Annotated in this window: 19 protein-coding genes; 5 read left to right on the top strand and 14 right to left on the bottom strand. The window is 67.7% G+C overall.

Annotated elements, in window-relative coordinates; translation table 11 throughout:
* Window positions 1–81 precede the first annotated feature (81 nt).
* On the top strand, window positions 82–549 hold the full coding sequence (locus tag J2850_RS05140; RefSeq protein WP_209979482.1) for a helix-turn-helix domain-containing protein: 468 nt from the start codon (window positions 82–84) through the stop codon (window positions 547–549).
* Here J2850_RS05140 and J2850_RS05135 read toward each other — a convergent pair.
* The 5 genes from J2850_RS05135 to J2850_RS05115 all read right to left on the bottom strand — a co-directional run bounded on the left by J2850_RS05135 (window position 459) and on the right by J2850_RS05115 (window position 5,504).
* Window positions 459–1,424, bottom strand: a complete 966-nt coding sequence (locus tag J2850_RS05135) for a glycosyltransferase family 2 protein (RefSeq protein WP_209979481.1) — start codon at window positions 1,422–1,424, stop codon at window positions 459–461. The two genes, J2850_RS05140 and J2850_RS05135, sit on opposite strands and share 91 nt — an antisense overlap.
* 19 nt (window positions 1,425–1,443) lie before the next feature.
* Complete coding sequence (locus tag J2850_RS05130; protein WP_246512824.1) at window positions 1,444–2,376, bottom strand: hypothetical protein; 933 nt, start codon at window positions 2,374–2,376, stop codon at window positions 1,444–1,446.
* A 25-nt stretch (window positions 2,377–2,401) separates the two neighbouring features.
* On the bottom strand, window positions 2,402–3,640 hold the full coding sequence (locus J2850_RS05125) for a glycosyltransferase family 4 protein (protein ID WP_209979479.1): 1,239 nt from the start codon (window positions 3,638–3,640) through the stop codon (window positions 2,402–2,404).
* Between the two features lie 42 nt (window positions 3,641–3,682).
* Entirely contained in the window at window positions 3,683–4,915 is a 1,233-nt protein-coding gene (locus tag J2850_RS05120) for a hypothetical protein (protein ID WP_246512823.1), read from the bottom strand.
* An 85-nt stretch (window positions 4,916–5,000) separates the two neighbouring features.
* Complete coding sequence (locus tag J2850_RS05115) at window positions 5,001–5,504, bottom strand: hypothetical protein (protein ID WP_209979474.1); 504 nt, start codon at window positions 5,502–5,504, stop codon at window positions 5,001–5,003.
* 368 nt (window positions 5,505–5,872) lie between these two features.
* Between J2850_RS05115 and hutG the strand changes: the two genes are divergently transcribed.
* Window positions 5,873–6,697 (top strand): N-formylglutamate deformylase, encoded by an 825-nt coding sequence (hutG, locus tag J2850_RS05110; RefSeq protein WP_209979472.1) that lies wholly within the window; start codon window positions 5,873–5,875, stop codon window positions 6,695–6,697.
* A gap of 243 nt (window positions 6,698–6,940) precedes the next feature.
* Here the strand turns inward: hutG and J2850_RS05105 are convergent, their stop codons facing one another.
* The 7 genes from J2850_RS05105 to J2850_RS05075 form a co-directional block, all read right to left on the bottom strand.
* Window positions 6,941–8,587: an AAA family ATPase gene (locus tag J2850_RS05105; RefSeq protein ID WP_246512822.1), complete on the bottom strand. Its 1,647-nt coding sequence runs from the start codon at window positions 8,585–8,587 to the stop codon at window positions 6,941–6,943.
* 470 nt (window positions 8,588–9,057) lie between these two features.
* Entirely contained in the window at window positions 9,058–9,546 is a 489-nt protein-coding gene (locus tag J2850_RS05100; RefSeq protein ID WP_209979470.1) for a MarR family transcriptional regulator, read from the bottom strand.
* Between the two features lie 159 nt (window positions 9,547–9,705).
* Complete coding sequence (locus tag J2850_RS05095) at window positions 9,706–10,485, bottom strand: SDR family oxidoreductase (RefSeq protein WP_209979468.1); 780 nt, start codon at window positions 10,483–10,485, stop codon at window positions 9,706–9,708.
* 35 nt (window positions 10,486–10,520) lie between these two features.
* Window positions 10,521–11,228 (bottom strand): HdaA/DnaA family protein, encoded by a 708-nt coding sequence (locus J2850_RS05090; protein WP_209979466.1) that lies wholly within the window; start codon window positions 11,226–11,228, stop codon window positions 10,521–10,523.
* A 13-nt stretch (window positions 11,229–11,241) separates the two neighbouring features.
* Window positions 11,242–12,309: an AI-2E family transporter gene (locus J2850_RS05085; protein ID WP_209979464.1), complete on the bottom strand. Its 1,068-nt coding sequence runs from the start codon at window positions 12,307–12,309 to the stop codon at window positions 11,242–11,244.
* Window positions 12,306–12,866, bottom strand: a complete 561-nt coding sequence (locus tag J2850_RS05080; RefSeq protein ID WP_209979463.1) for a CDP-alcohol phosphatidyltransferase family protein — start codon at window positions 12,864–12,866, stop codon at window positions 12,306–12,308. The genes J2850_RS05085 and J2850_RS05080 overlap by 4 nt, the downstream gene beginning before the upstream one ends.
* Window positions 12,863–14,200 (bottom strand): DUF2066 domain-containing protein, encoded by a 1,338-nt coding sequence (locus J2850_RS05075; protein WP_246512821.1) that lies wholly within the window; start codon window positions 14,198–14,200, stop codon window positions 12,863–12,865. The genes J2850_RS05080 and J2850_RS05075 overlap by 4 nt, the downstream gene beginning before the upstream one ends.
* Before the next feature lie 142 nt (window positions 14,201–14,342).
* On the opposite strand from J2850_RS05075, the gene purM reads away from it, so the two are divergent.
* The 3 genes from purM to J2850_RS05060 all read left to right on the top strand — a co-directional run bounded on the left by purM (window position 14,343) and on the right by J2850_RS05060 (window position 16,299).
* Window positions 14,343–15,404, top strand: coding sequence for a phosphoribosylformylglycinamidine cyclo-ligase (gene purM, locus J2850_RS05070; RefSeq protein ID WP_209979459.1), 1,062 nt, complete (start codon window positions 14,343–14,345; stop codon window positions 15,402–15,404).
* Between the two features lie 10 nt (window positions 15,405–15,414).
* Window positions 15,415–16,068, top strand: a complete 654-nt coding sequence (gene purN, locus J2850_RS05065) for a phosphoribosylglycinamide formyltransferase (RefSeq protein ID WP_209979457.1) — start codon at window positions 15,415–15,417, stop codon at window positions 16,066–16,068.
* Window positions 16,069–16,155: 87 nt separating this feature from the next.
* Window positions 16,156–16,299: a hypothetical protein gene (locus tag J2850_RS05060; protein WP_209979455.1), complete on the top strand. Its 144-nt coding sequence runs from the start codon at window positions 16,156–16,158 to the stop codon at window positions 16,297–16,299.
* Between the two features lie 120 nt (window positions 16,300–16,419).
* Here J2850_RS05060 and J2850_RS05055 read toward each other — a convergent pair whose 3' ends face one another.
* Window positions 16,420–19,068, bottom strand: coding sequence for a valine--tRNA ligase (locus J2850_RS05055; RefSeq protein ID WP_209979453.1), 2,649 nt, complete (start codon window positions 19,066–19,068; stop codon window positions 16,420–16,422).
* 51 nt (window positions 19,069–19,119) lie between these two features.
* Window positions 19,120–19,800 (bottom strand): DUF2497 domain-containing protein, encoded by a 681-nt coding sequence (locus tag J2850_RS05050; RefSeq protein WP_209979450.1) that lies wholly within the window; start codon window positions 19,798–19,800, stop codon window positions 19,120–19,122.
* Window positions 19,801–19,888 lie beyond the last annotated feature (88 nt).

The following is a 19,888-nucleotide window of genomic DNA, read 5'->3' as shown; positions in this document are numbered from 1 at the left end:
AAAGGTTGCATAGAATTTACTTCCTGAACTAAGCATTCTCGCGGCGCCCACCCACCCGACTACCGTTTTGAGGTAAACCTTATGAGCGCGACTAAGACGAAACTTGCCCCTGCCCATACCCTGTCGCGCCGCGGCGAAGGACCAAACCCCATCGACATCCATGTCGGCTCGCGCCTGCGGCTTCGCCGCACCCTGTTGGGCTTGAGCCAGGAAAAGCTGGGCGAGGCGGTGGGCATCACCTTCCAGCAACTCCAGAAGTACGAGCGCGGCTCCAACCGCATCAGCGCCAGCCGCCTCTACAATCTCTCCCAGGTGCTGGGCGTGCCGGTCAGCTACTTCTTCGACGACATGCCGGCTCCCGACCAGATCACCGCCGAGGCGGTGGAGGAAGGCCCAGGCGAAAGCGACGAGTTCGAGTCGATGGCCCGCCGCGAGACGCTGGAGCTGGTGCGCGCCTATTACCGCATCGAGGATCCGGGGGTACGCAAGCGCGCCTTCGACCTGTTGAAGGCGCTGGGTGGCGACCGCATCGCGCAACTCGACGAGTAGGACGCGGGCCGGGGGGCGCTCAACCCCGGCCCTGGCGCCGACGCCCGCATCTTGTAACCGACCTGCCAGTAATAGAAGGCGCGCGACAACGCGTGATCCAGCCCCGCCCTGCCGTCGAGAAGGCCAAAGCGCAGGATGTAGGCATGCAGGAAGGCCCAGAGCGGGCGGGCGGGCAGATGCTGGAACAGCCGCTTCAGCATCCTCCGGTCCACCAGCCGCCCGGCGCGCGGTTCGCCGTCGATCAACCGATCCATACGGCCGTCGGATCTCAACGCCGCTTCCCAGTCGGAGTAGCGGTTGTGACGGTCGAACCAAGCTGCCGGCGGCTTCACGTCGTGATGAAGCATGGGGTGCCTCAGCCGGCCGGTTGTGCCGTCGACGCTGGGCTGATAATGCCCCTCCACCTCCCACATCGACGCCACGTCCAGATCAGATTGGACGGGGAACCGGGCATGCCGGCGATCGAGCAGGGCAAGCTTGCGGTTCCAGCACCCGAACCGCAACGCCTGCCCGTGCAACACCGGACGTCCGTCGACCCAATAGGCGGCGTGGGCCGGCACGCCGTCGACCAGCCGTGCGATCTCCTCCACCAGCGCCGCCGTCGGACGTTCGTCGGCATCGACGAACAGAACCCAGTGATGGGTGAAGGGAAGATTGTCGAGGCACCACTGCTTCTTCCTGGGATAGCGGCCGTCCCATCGAAAGCGCACCAGCCGGGCGCCGAGCATCCGCGCGATATCCGGCGTGCCGTCGTCGCTGCCACTGTCGACGACGAAGCACTCGGCGAAGCGAACAAGCGACTCCAGGCAGGACCGCAGGTTGGCTGCTTCGTTCTTGGTCATCACCACGACCGAAACCGGAATCATCGCGTCCATTCCTTTTTTCCCGGCCCGCTCATGCCACCGGGCGGCGGGCCAAAAGGCCGAAGAAAGTCGTTATCACTCCCGCCACAAGCCCCAGTGGCAACATCAACGCCGGATCGGGCCAATCAGGAAGCACGGAGGCGGACGGCTGCTGGATGACGTCGGCAGCGAAGGGCAGATCGACGCCGATCATCATCGCCACGCGCTCCTGATCCAGCAAAAGGTCGTTGAGCGCCTGCCGGTGCTCGGCCAGCGTAACGGCGGAAAGCCGCGCCTTGATGTGCGCGATCTGCGCGGCGCTGCGCCGTGCCGCTTCCGCCCGCAGATGATCGTCCGTCGCGGAGGCGATACGCCCGAGCAAGGCCAACGCCATCGAGCGATCCGCGTCGGAAAGCGTGATGCGGCGCATCGGCCCGGACCTCAGGATATCGACGGCCAAACGCCTGTGCAGGTCGTGTGCGACCCGCTCCCCGTCGGGCTCCACCCAGTCGCCCCGACCGACCAGGGCCAGCAGCGATCGCCTGGCCATTGCCGAAACCCCCGTCGGCGGGCGCCAGCGGTCGGCGGCGGCGTCCCAGCGTTCGGGAAACAACCTCCGCATCAGGACCGGATCACGCGCCAACTGCTCCGCCACTGGGCCGGCGCCGAACAGCTCCAAGTAGCGGGCGAAGTCCGACAGCGACTCGTCGCCGGCACCAGGCTCGGCGGCAGTCAGCGCCGACTCGCGACCGCTCAACATGGGAACCCGCGCGCCCATGGCCGCCGACCCAGTCCTGGCGGTCGGCCCGACGATCATCACCGCCTTGTAGACGGGGGGAACGGACCACAGCACCGCCACGGCAAGGAACAGTCCGATCAGCCCGCCGGCAGCCAGCCACGCCCAGCCGCCGCGCAAGACATCGATGATGGCGGCGATATCCTTCGGTGCGGGATCGCCTTCCCCGCCGGACAGGCGGAGCGTCATCGCCGAACCGGGTTTCACCACGCCGTCAGGCATGCGGCACCCGCCAGCCCGCAGCGATGCCGGCGGTCGGCGGAGCGGCAAGCCGTGCACCTGCAAGAGCGGTGAAAGCCGCCGCGGCCTGCTCCAGGGTCCAGGCTTCTGCTTGGCGAGCGGCGCGCTGCCCCTCGGCAGCCACACGGCCGGGATCGGCGGCATAAGCCCGTACCGCGGCGGCAATCGCCTCGCCGTCGAACGGATCGACCGTGAGGCCGCATCCCCCGATCCGCCGGGCACACTCGCTTCCGGAAGGCCCGAGGAAAAGGCAAGGCCGGCCAGCCGCCTGAATGCCTGCAAGCTTGCTCGGCACCAGCAATCCCTGCGCATCCGACGCCATCGACACCAGATGGAGGTCCGCCGCGGCCAGGAGTTCGCCCAGTTGCGCCGCCGGTTGCCATGGCAGGCGCCGCAGGTTTCGCAGCCCCAGCGCCGAGGCCGTGCGCTCGACGGCGGCCATGCCTCGCCCATCGCCGGCCAGCAGGACCATCACCGCCGGATCGCTGTCCTGAAGGCGTCTTGCGGCATCCAGCAGCCCGTCCATCGGGTGGGCGAGCCCGAGGACTCCGGAATAGACGACGAGGAAGCGACCGTCGCCATCATCCATCCCGAGCGAGCGGCGATAGCGATTGCCGGCACGCGGCAACGGTCGGATGACGGGATCGGGCCAGTTCGGCAGAACGGTCAGGCACCGGTCAGGCACTCCGAGCCCGGCCAGGCGGTCGCGCATGCAGCCGCCGATGGCGATGACACCGTCATGGCGCCGCAAGGCTTGCGCCATCCCGACCCGCGCCAGCCGATGCAGCCCGGCCGGAATTCGGATCCCCAGCACCGGCAGCAGATCGGGGTACAGGTCCTGGCACCAGTGCAGAGTGACCGCCCGGTGACGGGCCGCCAGCAGGGGACCGGCCAGGGCCAGCATCGGCGGATCCGTCATGGTCACGACGACGTCGTGGCGCGGCAACCGCAAGGCTTGGCCGGCAAGGCGGCGCAGAGACCGCAGGTAGGCCCGGCTGCTTGGCCCGCCGCCATCGGGCATCGCCGAACCCGTCCGATGCACCACCACACCGGCCGGTGCAAGATCAGGCTGCCGCGTCGGCCCGTCGGCGACAATGGAGACCCGCCAACCCGCCGCCGCCATTCGTGCGGCGATGTCGGACAGGCAGCGTCCGGTCGCACCGCGATCCGGCGGAAACACGCGGTTGACGAAAAGGATCGATGACTCTCTCATTGCAGGCCCGCATGCCCGAAACAATACACGCGTTAGTATGAGTTACCCCTGATTGATCGGCAACCCTTTCCTGTGATCGGCACCGAGCAGGGTCAATGTCAGGATCAAGCCGGTGTCCAGGTACTTGAAGCTCGTGTGAAGGCCGAGGGCCATCAGGAGCGGAGGCATCACCGTCAGCGCAAGCGGCGGATCAGCGGCCAGCAACCGGAACCACGCCTGCATCATGAAGCCCAGATAGGCGATCAGGGCGAACGTGCCGAGAATGCCGGTCTTGAGCAGGGCATAGCTCGCCAGCGTGTGTGTGTATCCCACCCTCCATCCGCCCACCGCGGGGTTTGCGATGCGCGCACCCCAGCCCTCTCCGAACACCAGTGTCCAGGGCGAAGCCGTAAGCTCGTCTATGACCGCGGCCGCCTCCTCGAAGCGGGCGTTCATGCCTGTCAGACGCGTCTTCTCGGCGGCCTGATCCCAGGCGCCCGACAACGGGTCACCGGAGGCGCCCGTCATGACCGCGATCACCAGCAGGATGGGCAAGGCGAGCCGCGGAGACCGCCAAACCCACCATGCTCCGATCGCCGCCAACGCGACCACCGCGAGACCAAGGGCGGTACGATGGACCGCCCCTGCCAGCGCGCCGAGACAGAGGAGGCCGCCAAGCACACAGGCAAGCGCACCGGCCAGCAGCGCCGATCGAAGCAGCATCTGCCACCCTACGGTGGTTCCGCATCCGGAGCGCTTCCAGGCCGCGCTTCCAAGCAGGGAGAGGCCCAGCGCCGGCAGGGCGACGCCTGCGAACAACACCGCCGGTGCATTCAGAAGATAGACGCTGCCGTCGGCCATCGCCCGCACCCCTACGGCGGCAAGATCCCATTGCATCTGCCGCCACCAGCGCACAGCCAGCAGGAGGCCTGCCAGCGCAAGCGCGCCGCCAAGCATGCGAAGGGTATGGGAACCGCCAGCCCGCAGTGCCGGTGCAAGCAGGAGAGGCAGGAACAGGTACAGCAAGGGAACGATGTCGCGCAGGATGTCGGTTGCCGGCCAACCCAGCGCCGCCCCTCGCAACATTGGCAACCACAGCAGCAGGGCGAACGCCCGGATGGGCATCGCATGGATCGCCGATCCACCCGACGCCGGCAATGCCTGCCCGCAAATCATCATGGCCGGCCAGCGCCAGCCGACCGCGAAGGCGATCAGCGAGCCGATCGCCGCTTCCGCCGTGCGCAACACCTGTGGTGCCGGAACGCTCAACGCGCCATAGAGAAGCAGCGCCACCATGATCGCGGTGGCGGGGAACCACCACCGCGGCCGACGGGGAGCGGCCCTCTCCGTCATGGCCAGCGGGAGAGCTGCGGCCGACGCCTCAGGCCCAGCGCTGCTCGGCGCGGTCCAACCGGTAGTACAGCCCCTCCTGGGGCCGCAGTCGCAGCGTACCGGTCAACGTCACGGCATCCTGCGTCGCCGGAAGCGCGATCTGGCTGTGCACGCGCATCATGCTCGACGGTGCCGGGCTCTGGCAGGCCGGACATCCCATCGGGTTGGCGGACAGGATGAACTGGTTGTGCAGCGCCCCGGCCGACAGCGGGATCATGAACCCGCGCACGGTCACCGGTCGCCCGTCCAGGGCGGAGATTTTCATCGGGAATTGGGGATCGCCCGCCAGCCCGCCGAACCGGACCGCAGCGAGGTCGCGCCAGAGGGCGGTGGTCTCGTCGGCAGGAAGATGAAACGGGCCGGCCGGATGCGCCGGAGCATCCGCCGCTCCCGCGGCCCAGATCGCCCAGCCCGCGACCGGAGCGAGTGCAAGCGGCAGGAGCATCTGGCGCCGGCCCGGCAGGGCGGCACCAAGACGGGTGGCGGTCGACATGGACGCTTCTCCCCTGATGCGTTGCTTCGTCATCGGAACTGCGAAGGCGGGGCGCCGCCATCAGAGACGGACTCGAACGCGGTCGCCGGCGATCTGCGTGCTCCGATAAGCGGCGGCACCTTCTGGCGGGGGCTCGCCGGCTGCACGGGAGTGTCCGGCAAGTCACGGTCAAGATCAACCGGCAATTTTCTGCGACGGAATGACGCCCCTGGTGCGAAGGTGCACCCGCCCTGACAGGCGTCTGAAGGAAAATTTCGTAAAACAGCAATATGTTTGACGCGGTGCGGCAAGACATTCCATAGTCCGGTTGCTGCGTCCGCGGCATCGCACACAGGCCAGCGCCAATCGTTCCGGTGACGAGACGAGCCATGGAAACCTTTCGCTTCCAGCCGGGCGAAACCCCGGTCCTGTTGAGCATCCCGCATATGGGAACCATGATTCCGGCGGACATCGCGGGAACGATGACGGACACGGCGCTGGCGCAGCCGGACGTTGATCGCCACCTCGATCGGTTGTACCACTTCGCACCGGCACTCGGAATTGGATTTTTGACGTCGCTTTGTTCGCGGTACGTCATCGACCTCAATCGGGATCCGGAAGGCAACCAGCAACATCCCGCCGCCGATCCGACCGAGTTGTGTCCGCTGACCACCTTCGACCGGTCACCGGTCTACAAGCGGGGACTCGAACCGGACGGTGCGGAGATCGGGAGACGAGTGGGCGCTTACTGGCGGCCATACCACGAGCGGCTTCGCGACGAGCTCCGGGCTCTGCGTGACCGGTTCGGTGTGGCTGTCCTGTTCGACGCACATTCCGTGCGCAGCGAGGTTCCACGGTTCTTCGATGGCCCGCTGCCGGACTTCAATCTTGGCACCGGCGACGGCTGCAGCGCCGCCCAGCCTCTGGTCGTCCGCCTGATGAACGTCCTTTCGGCATCGGAACGCTATTCGGCGGCGTTGAACGGCAGGCTGCGCGGTGGATACATCATCCGCAGCTATGGCGATCCCGACGACAACATCCACGCCATCCAGCTTGAGCTGACGCAGTCGGTCTATATGGACGAAGCAGCTCCCTACCGGTTCCGGCCCGACCTTGCCGCCGAGGTGCGTCCGTCGCTCGAACGGCTGATGAGCGCCGTCGTCGAGTGGTCCTGGGAGAAGGCCACCGGCCGCCGCAGGGCCGCCTACCTCTAGGTGTCCGTCTGCAGGCGCCAGGATGGGGTAGACACTGGGTGGCGGCGGTGACAGACGGTCTGGGATGGCCGTTGCGATCGTTTCCAGCAGGCTGCCGAACCGGCGTCCCGTACTCGGCCATTTCCGGCTGCGCCACGTCCGGGATGGACTGGCGCGGATCGCCCGTCCCTGAATGGTGAGAATCAAAGATGGCCCTCCCCCGTTGCCGGGGAAGGGCCGAAGTACGGCCTGATCGGGGATGGATCAGATCTGGCCGCGCTCACTGGCCTGACGCATCAGGACATACTGGCGCATCATCTGATTGCGGAAGCGGTAGCGTTCGCGGCCCGGCTCGACCACCGGGGCAAGGACGCCGCCATGATCCTCGCGGGTCAGGCGCTTCAGCAGATCGAGCGTGGCCGCGCTCGGCGGTTCACCATCCTCCCCGGCCAGATCCTTCGGATCGAAGACGCCGTAGGCATCGGCCGGGCACAGGGCGGCGGCGAGCAGCGCATCCTCCAGTTCCATCCGGCGGTCGGCGGCCAGCGCGCGGGCATAGCTCTCGACGATGCCGCGCTCGGCCTCCTGCAGGCATCGGGCTACGGCGTAGGCGAGATCCGGCCGTTCGACCGTCTTGCTTCCCCGGCTGACCGCGCTGCGTGCCGCATGCAGGCCCAGAAGCTGGGCGTAGTAGGGCAGCCCGCGGACGAACTCGGCGATCCGCCGCACCACGTCGGGCGCGAACTCGATGCCGGCATTCTGGGCGCCGGCCTGGATCAGGCGGCCGATCTCCTGATCGGTCATCAGCGGCAGATGGACCGGCACCAGCGAGCGCTGGATCGACGGGTGCTTGCCGAGCAACTGGTCGAGATTCTCGGCCACGCCCACCACCAGGAGGGTCACCGGGATCGAGCTGTCGGTCAGGTTCTTGAACAGCTCCGCCAGCTTGTTGCGGAAATCCTCGTCGGTAACGCGGTCGTACTCGTCGAGGATCAGCAGCACATGGGTGGCATGGATGCCGGACAGAACCTCGTTCAGTTCCGTGACGCTGAAGGTGCCCTCCGGCAGGAGTTCGTTGAAGCTGGCGAAATTGCGCCGCGCGGCAAAGGGATTGTCCTGCGACGACCTGTAGTAGGTCGACGGGATCTTCTTCAGGAAGTGCCGGAAGATGTCCTCGAAGCTGAGTTCGCCACTGCAGGTCAGCTTCAGCGACAGGTATCCCGCCTGGCCGGCGATCTTCTCGATCGCGTTGGCGACCGAGGTCTTGCCGCGCCCACGATCGCCGTAGAGGATGACGTGCGCGCGCTCCTCCTCGATCGCCGAGATGATCCGGCGCAGGGTGTCGTTGCGGCCGATGAACAGGCCGTTCAACTGCTGCTTCGGCCGGGTCGGCGTGAAGGCCTCGCGCAGCAGGCCGTTCAGCTCCGGCGTCAAGCCTTTCAGCATCGCCGGTGCGTTGGCGCCCATGCCCCCGCGGTAGCCGCCATTCACCGACATGGTGAAGCGTGGCAAATCATGCTCGCTCTCGGTTCCGCCTCCCGCCGGCGGCGGGAACATCGTGCCGCGGCGGTCGCCGGTCGCATTGTTGTCGATGACGTCGGGCGGACGCGGCGCCACAGGGCCGCGCATCGCCTCCAACCCGCCGCGGCTTCCATCCACCGGACGAAGATGGGAACTACCCGGCCGGCCGAAAGCAGGCGCGTTGGTGAAGCCACCACCCGCACCAGGACCCTGCATGCCGGGATTGACCATGGTGGGACCGCCCATCAACTGCCCGGTGCCGGCGGCGCCTTGCAGGGAACCGGTTCCAAGTCCGCCAGTTATTCCGTTGCCGAGACCGGCACCGCCAGCCACCGGCATCCGTTCGTCCGCCACGGCAGCCGAACGACGCTTCCGAAAGAAATTCCGCATCCGTCCCAATCCCCACGCGTTGTCGGCGTTCGCGGAACCGTTCCCGTTCGCGGCTTCTCGACTGGCCAGGAACTGATTCCGCGTGTTCCCGATGTAAGCGCTGTGCCGGAAAGGACAGCCTGGGATTTCGGGTATCACCCCGACGCGACATCCCTCCGAAGGGTATCTCTTCCGGATGAGCATACCGCCCGCCGCAGGGCTCACCCCATCAGGATCGGGCCGACCGTTGCCCAGCCATAGAGCACGGCGAGGAACACAGCCAGGGTGACGCATTCGCGTAGGAAAGCCAGAACCGACATGCCAACCTCCATCGTTCGCGTATTGTTCCTCCATGGATACCAGAACGCACACGGAACATCAATCGATACGTTCCTTATACGTTCTTATTAGGGGCGTGAAATGTTCCCGTCACAGCGCCAAGCGCACGACGACTGGTCATATTATTTCGAATGAGAGGCGCGAGACGAGGGTCAGGGAGCATCCACGTCGTCGTAACGGATCAAATCCATCCAAGCACGTTCCAGACGCCGCAAAGTCCTGTAGGTCGTCTCGAAATCGGCGCCGTCGCTTTCGGACCGCAACAGGCCGTCGGCACGCATGGCCTCAAGGCGTCGCAACGCTTCGCAGGTCGACAATCCCAGATCCGACAGGCGGAGCCGTGCTGCCCGGCGATCGCGCTGCGATGCGCTGCGATCGACGTAGCCGCTCTCGACCAAGTGCTTCAGATTGTAGGATGCGTTCGAGCCGAGGTAATAGCCGCGCTCCAGAAGATCGCGGACGGAAAGCTCCTCGTTGCCGATGTGCAGCAGCATAAGCGCCTGCGTCGGGCTGAGGTCGGTTACGCCGATTCGGCCAAGCTCCATGCGGAGCACGTCGAGGAAGCGCCGCGTGATGCTCTCCATGACGCGACCAAGGTCAGTGTACACCGCCGGGGTGGCCGCACTCTGCTGCATGCTCATCGTTCCTGTCGCCAAGGACCGGGGACCGCGGCAGCGCTGGGCGGCTGCCGGTCCCCGGTCGGTCCTATGGCCTGCGACGATGGGCGGATTTTGAAGCGAATTGGAGGGACAAACTTGGGACGCCCGCCGGCCCCGTCCGCCAGGCGGCCTTCGACGGCCTCAGAGCGTTCCTGAGAAGGCCCCACCGTCCAGCAGGACGTTCTGCCCGGTCATGAAGCCCGCGTGGGCGGAGCAGAGGAAGGCGCAGGCGGCACCGAACTCCTCCGGATCGCCGAACCGGCCGGCCGGATTGTCCTTGCGTCGTTGCGCCATCTCTTCCTCGACGCTGCGGCCATTCGCCTTTGCGCCGCCCTCCATCGTCTTGCGCAGACGGTCGGTTTCGAAGGGGCCGGGCAGCAGGTTGTTGATGGTGACGTTGTGTTTCACGGTCTGGCGCGACAGGCCCGCGACGAATCCGGTCAGCCCGGTCCGCGCGCCGTTGGACAGGCCGAGGATCGGAATCGGTGCCTTCACGGCGGCCGACGTGATGTTCACGATCCGGCCGAAGCGGCGGCCGATCATCCCGTCGACTGTGGCCTTGATGAGGAGGATCGGCGCGAGCATGTTCGCGTCGAGGGCACGGATCCAGTCGTCCCGCTCCCAATCGCGGAAATCGCCGGGCGGCGGCCCGCCGGCATTGTTGACGAGGATGTCCGGCTCCGGGCAGGCGGCGAGCGCCGCGGCCCTGCCCTCTTCCGTCGCGATGTCGCCCGCCGCGGTGGTCACCGTGACGCCGCTGGCCTTGCGAATCTCCTCGGCCGTCGCCTCCAGCATTTCCGCGTTGCGGGCGGTCAGGGTGACGTGCACGCCCTCCCGCGCCAGCGCAAAGGCGCAAGCGCGCCCCAGGCCCTTGCTGGCGGCGCAGACAATGGCCTGCCGCCCGGCGATCCCCAGATCCATGACCGTCTCCTTCCCTCTTGGTGTCGGTTTTTCGCTCAGCCGGGCTTTCCCGCGCCGGCCTGCTGCAGTTCCACCAGCACCTCGCGTGCCAACGGAACGGTCACGCCGCGATGGGCGGCGAGCGACGCGTGATCGAGCGCCGCCACCAGCCGGCGGGCGAAGTCCAGCGACCGTTCCATCCGGGCCAGCAGATAGGTGATGACCTCCATTCCCGGACGCAGTTGGCGGTCGGCGAACAGCTTCACCAGCACGGCCGCGAGAAGCGCGTCGTCGGGTGGCTGCACCTCCACCGCCGGGGCGCCCTTGATGCGCGACCGCAGATCGGCGAGCCGGACGCGCCAGCGCGCCGGCGCCCGTCGCGACAGCAGCAGGAGGTGCCCCTGCTGTTCGCGTGCGAGGTTGTAGAGGTGGAACAGAGCCTCCTCGCGAGCGGGGCGGCCGGCCACCGCGTCGGCCATGTCCACCACCACGGCGTTGGCCGGCGCGAGCAGGGCCGGGAGGTCGGCCGAATCGAGGGCGGCGCCGTTGGCCAGCACCGCGCGGCTGCGGGCGCGCCAAACCTGGGCCAGATGGGTCTTGCCGCAACCCGCCGGGCCGTAGACGGTCAAGGCCGGCGCCGGCCAGGACGGCCAGCGGTCGAGCCAGGCCACCGCGTCGGCGTTGCTGGGCGCAACGAGGAAATCCTCGCCTCCCATCGCCGTCCGGTGCCCGAGGTCGAGCGGTATCTGCGCCGGCAAGCTCATGCGGACTTACCCATCAGCGTTCCGCGTCGGAGCCGCGGTAGTAGGGACTCGAGAGATACTGGCGCAATGCGAAGCGGGTCAACACGCCGATCACCGCGGCGACCGGAACCGCCAGCAGAACGCCGACGAACCCGAACAGGCTGCCGCCGGCCAACAGCGCGAACATCACCCAGACTGCGTGCAGCCCGACCTTGTCGCCGACCAGCTTGGGGGTCAGGACATTCCCCTCCACAGCCTGACCGAACAGGAAGATGCCGATCACCACCCCGACGCGCCAGAACTCGTCGAACTGCAGCAGGGCGAGGCCTGTGCTGGCGACGAAGCCGAACAGGCTGCCGACATAGGGGATGAAGGACAGAAGCCCGGCCACCAGCCCGATCACCAGCCCGAAATCCAGGCCGGCGGCGGACAATGCCAGGGCATAGAACACGCCGAGCACCACGCACACCGTCGCCTGGCCGCGCACGAAGCCGGACAAGGTGACGTTCACCTCGCGGGCCTGCTCGCGGATCGTCTCGGCATGCTGGCGCGGCAGCCACGAATCGACCTTGCTCACCATCAGGTCCCAGTCGCGCATCATGTAGAAGGCGACAATGGGGGTGATGAACATCAGCGTCACGATGTCGAACAGCGCGAGCCCGCCGGAGAGGATCCGGGTCACCACCTGGCCGACCAGACCGGCGACTTCGCCGGCATAGTTGCCCGCGGCGGCACGCAAGCGTTCGACGTCGTCGGCGGGGAGCCGGTGGATCAATTGGTTGAGAGCGGGGATCAACCGCTCCCGCACCACGGTGGCATAGGTCGGCAGCACTTCCAGGAGATGGGAAACCTGCCCCTGCACCAGCGGCAGCAGCAGCAGGGCCAGCAGCACCAGCACGACCGCGAAGAACAGCAGGACCAGCGAGGTGCCGAGCCAGCGCGGCAGCCCCGCCCCCTCCAGGCGATCGACGAGCGGATCGAGCAGATAGGCCACCGCCAGCCCGACCACGAACGGCAGCAGCATCTCCGACAGCAGCCATAGCGCCAGGACGAACAGGCCCAACCCGATCAGCCAGAACCGTAGCTGCTTGGAAGGCGTCACGGCACGCCGCCGAGCCGGTTGAACAGCAGCGCGCCGCGGCGGGCGTACAGGACGCCGGACAGGACGGTCGTCACCGCGCAGGCATAGACCAGCAGCTCGACCAGCTCCCATCCGCCCAGATGGATCTCCGGCAGCCCGAGCGCCGGCGGCGCCAGCACGGCGGCGGCGAGCGCGATCTGGACGACGGTGTTCACCTTGCTGATGTAGAGCGGCTGCATCGCCAGCGTCTCCTTCAGGGTGAACAGCAGGATGACACCGCCGATGATCATGACGTCGCGGAAGACGACCATCATGGCCAGCCACAGCGGGATCGCCCCGGTCCAAGCCAGGGCGACATAGACGCCGACGATCAGCGCCTTGTCGGCCAGCGGGTCCAGGTAGCCGCCCAGCACGGTGCGCGCCCGGAACATGCGGGCGATGGCGCCATCCAGCGCGTCGGAGACACCGGCGGCCACGAAGAGGGCGAAGGCCCATTCCATGTTGGCGGTGAGGATCATGTACATCGCCGCGGGGACCGCAACGATGCGCAGAAAGGTGATGATGTTGGGAATGCTCACGGCACACCCTTCGCCGGCAGCGTGCCAAGATTGCGCGGCGGGGCGCCCGTCATCGCGCCGCCCGCCGGCGGTGCGCCGTAGGCGGGCGCAGTCCCCAGCGGTGCGGAAGGCGCCAGCACGGACGGGTTGCCCGTGGCGGGCAAGGCGGCCGGCGTTGCCGGCATCGAAGCGCCCATTCCCCTGGGCAGCAGGGTGAGCTGCCAGTCGGTGGCCGCCGGCACGGGGGCACCGGGGTAGGCCCCCTGCATCGGGACGGCAGCCGCGGCACGCGTCAGGCTGAGATCGTTGCGCGCCAGCGTCTGGGCGAGCTGGTCGGGACCGCCGCGATAGGTCAGGTTGACCAGAGCCTCCGTCCGGCTCATCGACACCAGTGTCGTGCGCGATACCGCGGTGGCAGCGCTCAGCCGCTTGCGCGTCTCCACCCAGTCATTGACCGCGGTCAGGGGCACGCGGACGAGCGTGGTCTGCTCCGGCCCCGTCGGGGTTGTATGCGCGGCCCGCCAGGACTCGTCGAGCTGGCCGGAAACCGAGGCCACGGCCCGGGCGAGCAGATCGTCGGCGGTGCCGCCGCCCTTCACCTGGACGGTCTGGCTTTCGTGTGCACCGTCCAGCCCGTAGCGGGTGACGTCCACCGTCAGCCCGCGTGCCGGGTCGGGACCATTGGCCGGAAGCTCCGTGCGGGCGACCACCACGCCGCCGGCCTTGTAGCGCTGGGCCATGCGCGTGACCGCGTCGGCGTTGCCGCTGACCGCGTCGTCCGCCCCCATTGCCTGCGCATCCGCCAGTTCGCCGTCCGGAACCACCAGCGGCACCAGGGATGCGGCGGGCTGCCGCGCCTCCCATGCCGCACGCCAGGGGGTACGATCCTCCCACAGGATGGTGCGACCATCGGTCATCGTCACCGGCAGCAGGACGAAGGGCCGCGACGGCGGCTCCACGTATTGCGCGGTGCCCCCGCCCTGGCCGAGCGCGTCACGCACGGCGTTCGGGCGGAAGCGCACGGTGATGGAGCCGAGGTAGCGGCTGGCCGAAACCTTCTCCTCGTCGATCTCGAATCCCTGGACCAGCCGCGCGACGTCGTTGTCCGACAGGCGCGGCGGGTTGCCCCCGCCGGGGACCAGGCGACGGTAAAGTTCCGCCCAGGCCTTGGCCTGCGCCTCGCGGATCGCCTGGTCCCGGATGGTCGTCGGGTTGCTGCCGCTGATGTCGACCTTGACGCCCGACACCGCGAAGGGATCGGCCGAGGACGGCGGGGCGGAAGCGGCGGCCGGCGGCGGTGAGCCGGTCTGCCCGGCCGCCGGACCGGCCATGGAAATGGCCAGAGCGACGGACATGGCAGCAAGACCGGCGAGGTACGGCGCGCGGCGGCGGTGGAGCATTGCAAAGCCTTCCGATTCGAGTATGTTCGGCCCGAGCCCAAGGCCCGGTATATAGCTCAGCCCAAGCGAGGATACCATCAGCACCCAGTCCTATAACATGTCCGACGCCTACAAGCAGGCCGGTGTGGACATCGACGCGGGCAACGCGCTTGTCGAAGCGATCAAGCCCCTTGCCCGCTCCACCGCGCGTTCAGGCTCCGACGCGGGTCTGGGCGGCTTCGGCGCGCTGTTCGACCTGCGCGCCGCCGGCTACCAGGACCCGCTTCTGGTCGCGACGACCGACGGCGTCGGCACCAAGCTGAAGGTGGCGATCCTCGCCGACCGCCACGACACCGTCGGCATCGACCTGGTGGCGATGTGCGTCAACGACCTGGTGGTCCAAGGCGCCGAACCCCTGCTGTTCCTCGACTATTACGCCACCGGCAAGCTCGACGTGGCCGCCGGCCGCGCCATCGTGTCCGGCATCGCCGAGGGCTGCCGCCAAGCCGGTTGCGCGCTGGTCGGCGGCGAGACCGCCGAGATGCCGGGCATGTATGCCGAAGGCGACTATGACCTCGCCGGCTTCGCGGTCGGCGCCGTGGAACGCCAGCACGCCCTGACCGGTTCGGCGGTGCAGGCCGGCGACGTCGTGCTCGGCCTCGCCTCGACCGGTGTCCATTCCAACGGCTACTCGCTGGTGCGCAAGCTGGTGGAGAAATCCGGCCTCGGATACGACGCCGCCTGCCCCTGGGACGCCTCGAAGACGCTGGGCGAGGCGCTGCTGACCCCGACCCGCATCTATGTGAAGAGCACGCTTCAGGCGGTACGCGCCGGCATGGTGCGGGCGATGGCCCACATCACCGGCGGCGGCCTGATCGAGAACATTCCGCGTGTCCTGCCCGACGGGCTGGGCGTCAGCCTCGATGCCTCGGCCTGGACGCTGCCGCCGGTGTTCTCCTGGCTGATGAAGACGGGCGGCATCGCGCCCTACGAGATGGCCCGGACCTTCAACGTCGGCATCGGCATGGCCGTCGTCGTGCCGGCCGACAAGGCCGAGGAGGCGGCTGCCATCCTGCGCGCGGCCGGCGAGACGGTGTCGGTGATCGGCAGCGTCACCGCGCTGAAGGACGGCGACGCCCGCGTGACCGTCACCGGCATGGATGCGGCCTGGACGGCCTGAGGACGGGGCGATGGGCAAGCTGAAGCTCGGCGTCCTGATCTCGGGGCGGGGTAGCAACCTGCAGGCGTTGATCGACGCCTGTGCCGCGCCGGACTTCCCGGCCGAGATCGCGCTGGTCCTCTCGAACAAGGCCGACGCCCTCGGCCTGGAGCGCGCGTCCGGCGCCGGCATCGCCACCGCGGTGGTCAGCCACCGCGACCATGCCGGCGACAAGGCCGCCTTCGAGGCGGCTATGGACGCCACGCTGCGCGATGCCGGTGTCGAGCTGATCTGCCTCGCCGGCTTCATGCGCCTGCTGTCGCCCTGGTTCGTCGGGCGCTGGCAGGACCGGCTCATCAACATCCACCCGTCGCTCCTGCCCTCCTTCAAGGGGCTGGACACCCACCAGCGGGCGCTGACGACGGGCGTCCGCTTCCACGGCTGCACCGTCCATTTCGTACGTCCGGAAATGGATGAGGGTCCCATCATCGCCCAGGCCGCGGTGCCGGTGCTGCCCGGCGACGACGCCGCTCGCCTTGGCCAGCGCGTGCTCGACGCCGAGCACAAGCTCTACCCGCACGCCGTCCGGCTGATCGCCGAAGGTCGCGCCCGCATCGACGGCGATCTGGTCCGGATCGAGGGACCGGCGCCGGAACTGGCGGCCATGCTGAACCCGCCATTCTGAACGGACTATTCCGCCCGGAATCTGTTGCGTTTCTGTGCGCCTGCGTCAAAATTGCGGGCAAAAGAAACCATTGGAGGGCTCATCGATATGGCGGCCGTGACTCCCAACCCGGTCAGTGAAGAAACCGTCCGCGCCCATATGGCGGGCTGGATCGCCTTCACCAAGTTCATGAAACTCAGCATCGCCGGGGTGATCGCCGTGCTGGTGCTGCTGGCGATCTTCACGCTGTAGAGGGCATCTTCGGCGCCTTGCGGCGTTGCCCCCCGCCCTCCCCCGCCTTAGCGGGAGAGGGTTTGGGAGGGGGAGAGACGCGACGTCCCCACCCCAAAGGCAAAGGCCTCCCGGCGGCTATCAGCCGGCCAGCATCTCAAGCGCCTTCTGCAGCTTGTCGCGCGCCAGGTCCGCCGCCTCGCGGCGGTCGCGCTGTTCCTCGATCACCTCTTCCGGAGCCTTGGCGACGAACTGCTCGTTCGACAGCTTGGCGTCGATCTTCCTGATCTCGCCCGCGAGCTTGTCGATCTCCTTGGACAGGCGCGCCTTCTCCTTGTCGAGGTCGACGATGCCTTCGAGCGGCAGCACCAGGGTGGTCTCGTCCAGCACGGCCTGGACGCTGCTCTTCGGCACCGCTCCCTGCAAGGGCTCGGCGCTCGCCAGACGGGCCATGCGCAGGATCAGGTCGCGGTGGGTATCGAGCCGCTGCAGGCTGGCATCGCCGGCATCCTTCAGCTTCAGCTCGATCTGCGCTGCCGGCGGAACATTCATCTCCGACCGCATCGAGCGGACGGAGGAGATCAGCCGCACCACCCAGTCCATCTCGTCGCGGGCCGCCGGGTCGACGATGTCGTCGGCGAAATCCGGCCATTCCGCCGAGATCAGGCGGTTGCCGCGGGCCGGCGAAAGCTGCTCCCAAAGCTCTTCCGTGATGAACGGCATCAGCGGGTGCAGGATGTGCAGGATCTGGTCGAGTACCCAGGCGGTGGTGGCACGCGTCTCCGCCTTCGCCGCCTCGTCCGTGCCGGCGAGGATCGGCTTGGTGAACTCCATGTACCAGTCGCAGAAGGTGCCCCAGGTGAACTGGTAGGCGGCGCCGGCGGCCTCGTTGAACTTGTAGGCGTCGATCGACTCGGCAACCTTCTTCGCCGCGTCAGCCAGGGCACCGACGATCCAGCGGTTGACCGTCTGCGTCAGGCCGACCGGCTTGTAGCCGGCGACCGGCTCGCAGCCGTTCATCTGGCAGTAGCGGGCGGCGTTCCACAGCTTGGTGGCGAAGTTGCGGTAGCCCTCGACCCGGTTCACCGCCAGCTTGATGTCGCGGCCCTGGGCAGCCATCGCCGACAGCGTGAAGCGAAGCGCGTCGGTGCCGTACTGGTCGATGATCTCCAGCGGGTCGATGACGTTGCCCTTCGACTTCGACATCTTCTGGCCCTTCTCGTCACGGACGAGGGCGTGGATGTAGACGGTGCGGAAGGGGACGTCCTTCATGAAGTGCAGGCCCATCATCATCATCCGGGCGACCCAGAAGAAGATGATGTCGAAGCCGGTCACCAGCACGTCGGTCGGGTAATAGCGGTCCAGCTCCGGCGTCTGGTCGGGCCAGCCGAGCGTGGAGAACGGCCACAGCGCCGACGAGAACCAGGTGTCGAGCACGTCCTGGTCGCGCGTCAGCTCGACGTCCTTGCCGTAATGGGCCGTCGCCGCGGCGCGGGCCTCCTCCTCGCTCTCCTCGACGAAGAAGGTGCCGTCAGGACCGTACCAGGCCGGGATCTGATGGCCCCACCAGATCTGGCGGCTGATGCACCAGGGCTGGATGTTGCGCATCCATTCGAAATAGGTGTTCTCCCACTGCTTGGGCACGAACACCGTCTTGCCGGCCTCCACCGCCTCGATCGCCGGCTTGGCCAGCGTGGCGGCGTCGACATACCACTGGTCGGTCAGCCACGGCTCGATGGCGACGCCGGAGCGGTCGCCGTGCGGGACCATGTGGGTGTGCGGCTCGATCTTCTCCAGAAGCTCCAGCGCCTCCAGCTCGGCGACGACCTTCTTGCGCGCCTCGTAGCGGTCGAGCCCGCGATAGGCCTCGGGAACGTTGTCGTTCAGCCGGGCGTCGCGGTCCATGATGTTGATCTGCTCGAGCCCGCAGCGCTTCCCGACCTCGAAGTCGTTGAAGTCGTGGGCCGGCGTGATCTTCACGGCACCCGAGCCGGTCTCGGGATCGGCATATTCGTCGCCGACGATCGGGATCAGCCGGCCGACCAGCGGCAGGCGGACCATCTTGCCGATCAGGTCCTTGTAGCGGTCATCCTCCGGGTGCACCGCGACACCGGTGTCGCCCAGCATGGTTTCCGGACGGGTGGTGGCGACGGTGATGAAGCGCCCCTCCTCCCCGTCGATGGGATAGCGGAAGTGCCAGAGATTGCCCTTGATCTCCTTCTGCTCGACTTCGAGGTCGGAGATCGCGGTGTGCAGCTTCGGGTCCCAGTTGACCAGCCGCTTGTCCTTGTAGATCAGCCCCTGGCGGTGCAGTTCGACGAACACCTTGCGGACGGCGCGGCTCAGCCCCTCGTCCATGGTGAAGCGCTCGCGCGGCCAGTCGGGCGAGGCGCCGAGGCGGCGAAGCTGGCGGGTGATCGTGCCGCCCGACTCGGCCTTCCATTCCCAGACCTTGTCGATGAAGGCATCGCGGCCGAAATCGTGGCGGGTCTTGCCCTCCTTCGCCAGATTGCGCTCCACCACCATCTGGGTGGCGATGCCGGCATGGTCGGTGCCCGGCTGCCACAGGGCGTCGCGGCCCCGCATCCGGTTGTAGCGGGTCAGCACGTCCTGGATGGTGAAGGTCAGCGCATGGCCCATGTGCAGGCTGCCGGTGACGTTCGGCGGCGGCATCATGATGGTGTAGGGCTTGCCGTCCGACTGCGGATCGGCCGCGAAGGCGCCCGACTCTTCCCACAGGCGGTAGTGCTTCTCCTCGACCTCGGCGGGCCGGTACGTCTTTTCCAACATCACCAGGGACTTTCGCTCAAAACGTCTCAACCGGGGGTACGGAACGCGCGATCAGAACTTCTGCGACCGCCGGATCATGCGGTCGATCTCCTGCTGGACCAGCCGCTCGACCACCGTCGGCAGGTTCTCGTCCAGCCACTCCTTCAACAGCGGCTTCAGCAGTTCCCGCACGACTTCCTCCACCGTGCGGATGCCGATCGGCATCGGGCCGATGGACAAATCATCGCCCAATTCACGGGCGAGGTGCGTCAGGTGATGCGAGGCATCCTCCGCCGTACGGCGTGAGATCAGCCCGTCATCGTCGCTGACGGCGCGGCGCCGGGGGCGCGGCGGCGGTTCCTCGTCCTCGAAATCGAAAGCCGGTGCCGGACGGCGCGCAGGACGCGGCGGCGGGGGCGGCTCCGGCTCGGGCTCCTCCCAGCGGGGCGGAGGCGGAGGCGGAGGTGACGGCTCCGGAAAGGCGGGCTCGTCGGGCCAGGGTTCGGGATCGGGCATGGCGAAGCCGGGACGCTCGTCGGCCGGCTCGTCCTCCACCATCTGCGTCAGTTCCAGTACGTCGTCCTCCTCCTCCATCGGCGGAGGCGGCGGGGGCGGTACCGGGGCCGCCGGGGGAGGAGGTGGAGACGGCGCCTGGGCCTCCGCCTTCGGCGTATCGCCGTCCTCGGAAATGATCCGCCGGATGGAGGCGAGGATTTCCTCCATCGAAGGTTCTTGCTGGCCCTTATCGCTCATCTTGGCAACCCGAGACGTCAACCTGACCCAAACCTAGGGCAGGACTGGCAAAAAAGCCATAATACAAAAACGGCCCGCTTTCGCGGGC

Origin of the sequence: Azospirillum picis, assembly GCF_017876115.1 — a bacterium.
Lineage (GTDB): Bacteria > Pseudomonadota > Alphaproteobacteria > Azospirillales > Azospirillaceae > Azospirillum > Azospirillum picis.
Note: the sequence above shows the minus strand (reverse complement) of the source record. Positions and strands in the feature narration are given on the sequence as shown.

What these genes read in the sequence shown, in the direction of transcription:
- J2850_RS05140 (WP_209979482.1), top strand. Translation starts at nt 82, where the DNA reads ATGAGCGCGACTAAGACGAAACTTGCCCCTGCCCATACCCTGTCGCGC.
- J2850_RS05135 (WP_209979481.1), bottom strand. Translation starts at nt 1,424, where the DNA reads ATGGACGCGATGATTCCGGTTTCGGTCGTGGTGATGACCAAGAACGAA.
- J2850_RS05130 (WP_246512824.1), bottom strand. Translation starts at nt 2,376, where the DNA reads ATGACGCTCCGCCTGTCCGGCGGGGAAGGCGATCCCGCACCGAAGGAT.
- J2850_RS05125 (WP_209979479.1), bottom strand. Translation starts at nt 3,640, where the DNA reads ATGAGAGAGTCATCGATCCTTTTCGTCAACCGCGTGTTTCCGCCGGAT.
- J2850_RS05120 (WP_246512823.1), bottom strand. Translation starts at nt 4,915, where the DNA reads ATGGTGGCGCTGCTTCTCTATGGCGCGTTGAGCGTTCCGGCACCACAG.
- J2850_RS05115 (WP_209979474.1), bottom strand. Translation starts at nt 5,504, where the DNA reads ATGTCGACCGCCACCCGTCTTGGTGCCGCCCTGCCGGGCCGGCGCCAG.
- hutG (WP_209979472.1), top strand. Translation starts at nt 5,873, where the DNA reads ATGGAAACCTTTCGCTTCCAGCCGGGCGAAACCCCGGTCCTGTTGAGC.
- J2850_RS05105 (WP_246512822.1), bottom strand. Translation starts at nt 8,587, where the DNA reads ATGCGGAATTTCTTTCGGAAGCGTCGTTCGGCTGCCGTGGCGGACGAA.
- J2850_RS05100 (WP_209979470.1), bottom strand. Translation starts at nt 9,546, where the DNA reads ATGAGCATGCAGCAGAGTGCGGCCACCCCGGCGGTGTACACTGACCTT.
- J2850_RS05095 (WP_209979468.1), bottom strand. Translation starts at nt 10,485, where the DNA reads ATGGATCTGGGGATCGCCGGGCGGCAGGCCATTGTCTGCGCCGCCAGC.
- J2850_RS05090 (WP_209979466.1), bottom strand. Translation starts at nt 11,228, where the DNA reads ATGAGCTTGCCGGCGCAGATACCGCTCGACCTCGGGCACCGGACGGCG.
- J2850_RS05075 (WP_246512821.1), bottom strand. Translation starts at nt 14,200, where the DNA reads ATGTCCGTCGCTCTGGCCATTTCCATGGCCGGTCCGGCGGCCGGGCAG.
- purM (WP_209979459.1), top strand. Translation starts at nt 14,343, where the DNA reads ATGTCCGACGCCTACAAGCAGGCCGGTGTGGACATCGACGCGGGCAAC.
- purN (WP_209979457.1), top strand. Translation starts at nt 15,415, where the DNA reads ATGGGCAAGCTGAAGCTCGGCGTCCTGATCTCGGGGCGGGGTAGCAAC.
- J2850_RS05060 (WP_209979455.1), top strand. Translation starts at nt 16,156, where the DNA reads ATGGCGGCCGTGACTCCCAACCCGGTCAGTGAAGAAACCGTCCGCGCC.
- J2850_RS05055 (WP_209979453.1), bottom strand. Translation starts at nt 19,068, where the DNA reads ATGTTGGAAAAGACGTACCGGCCCGCCGAGGTCGAGGAGAAGCACTAC.
- J2850_RS05050 (WP_209979450.1), bottom strand. Translation starts at nt 19,800, where the DNA reads ATGAGCGATAAGGGCCAGCAAGAACCTTCGATGGAGGAAATCCTCGCC.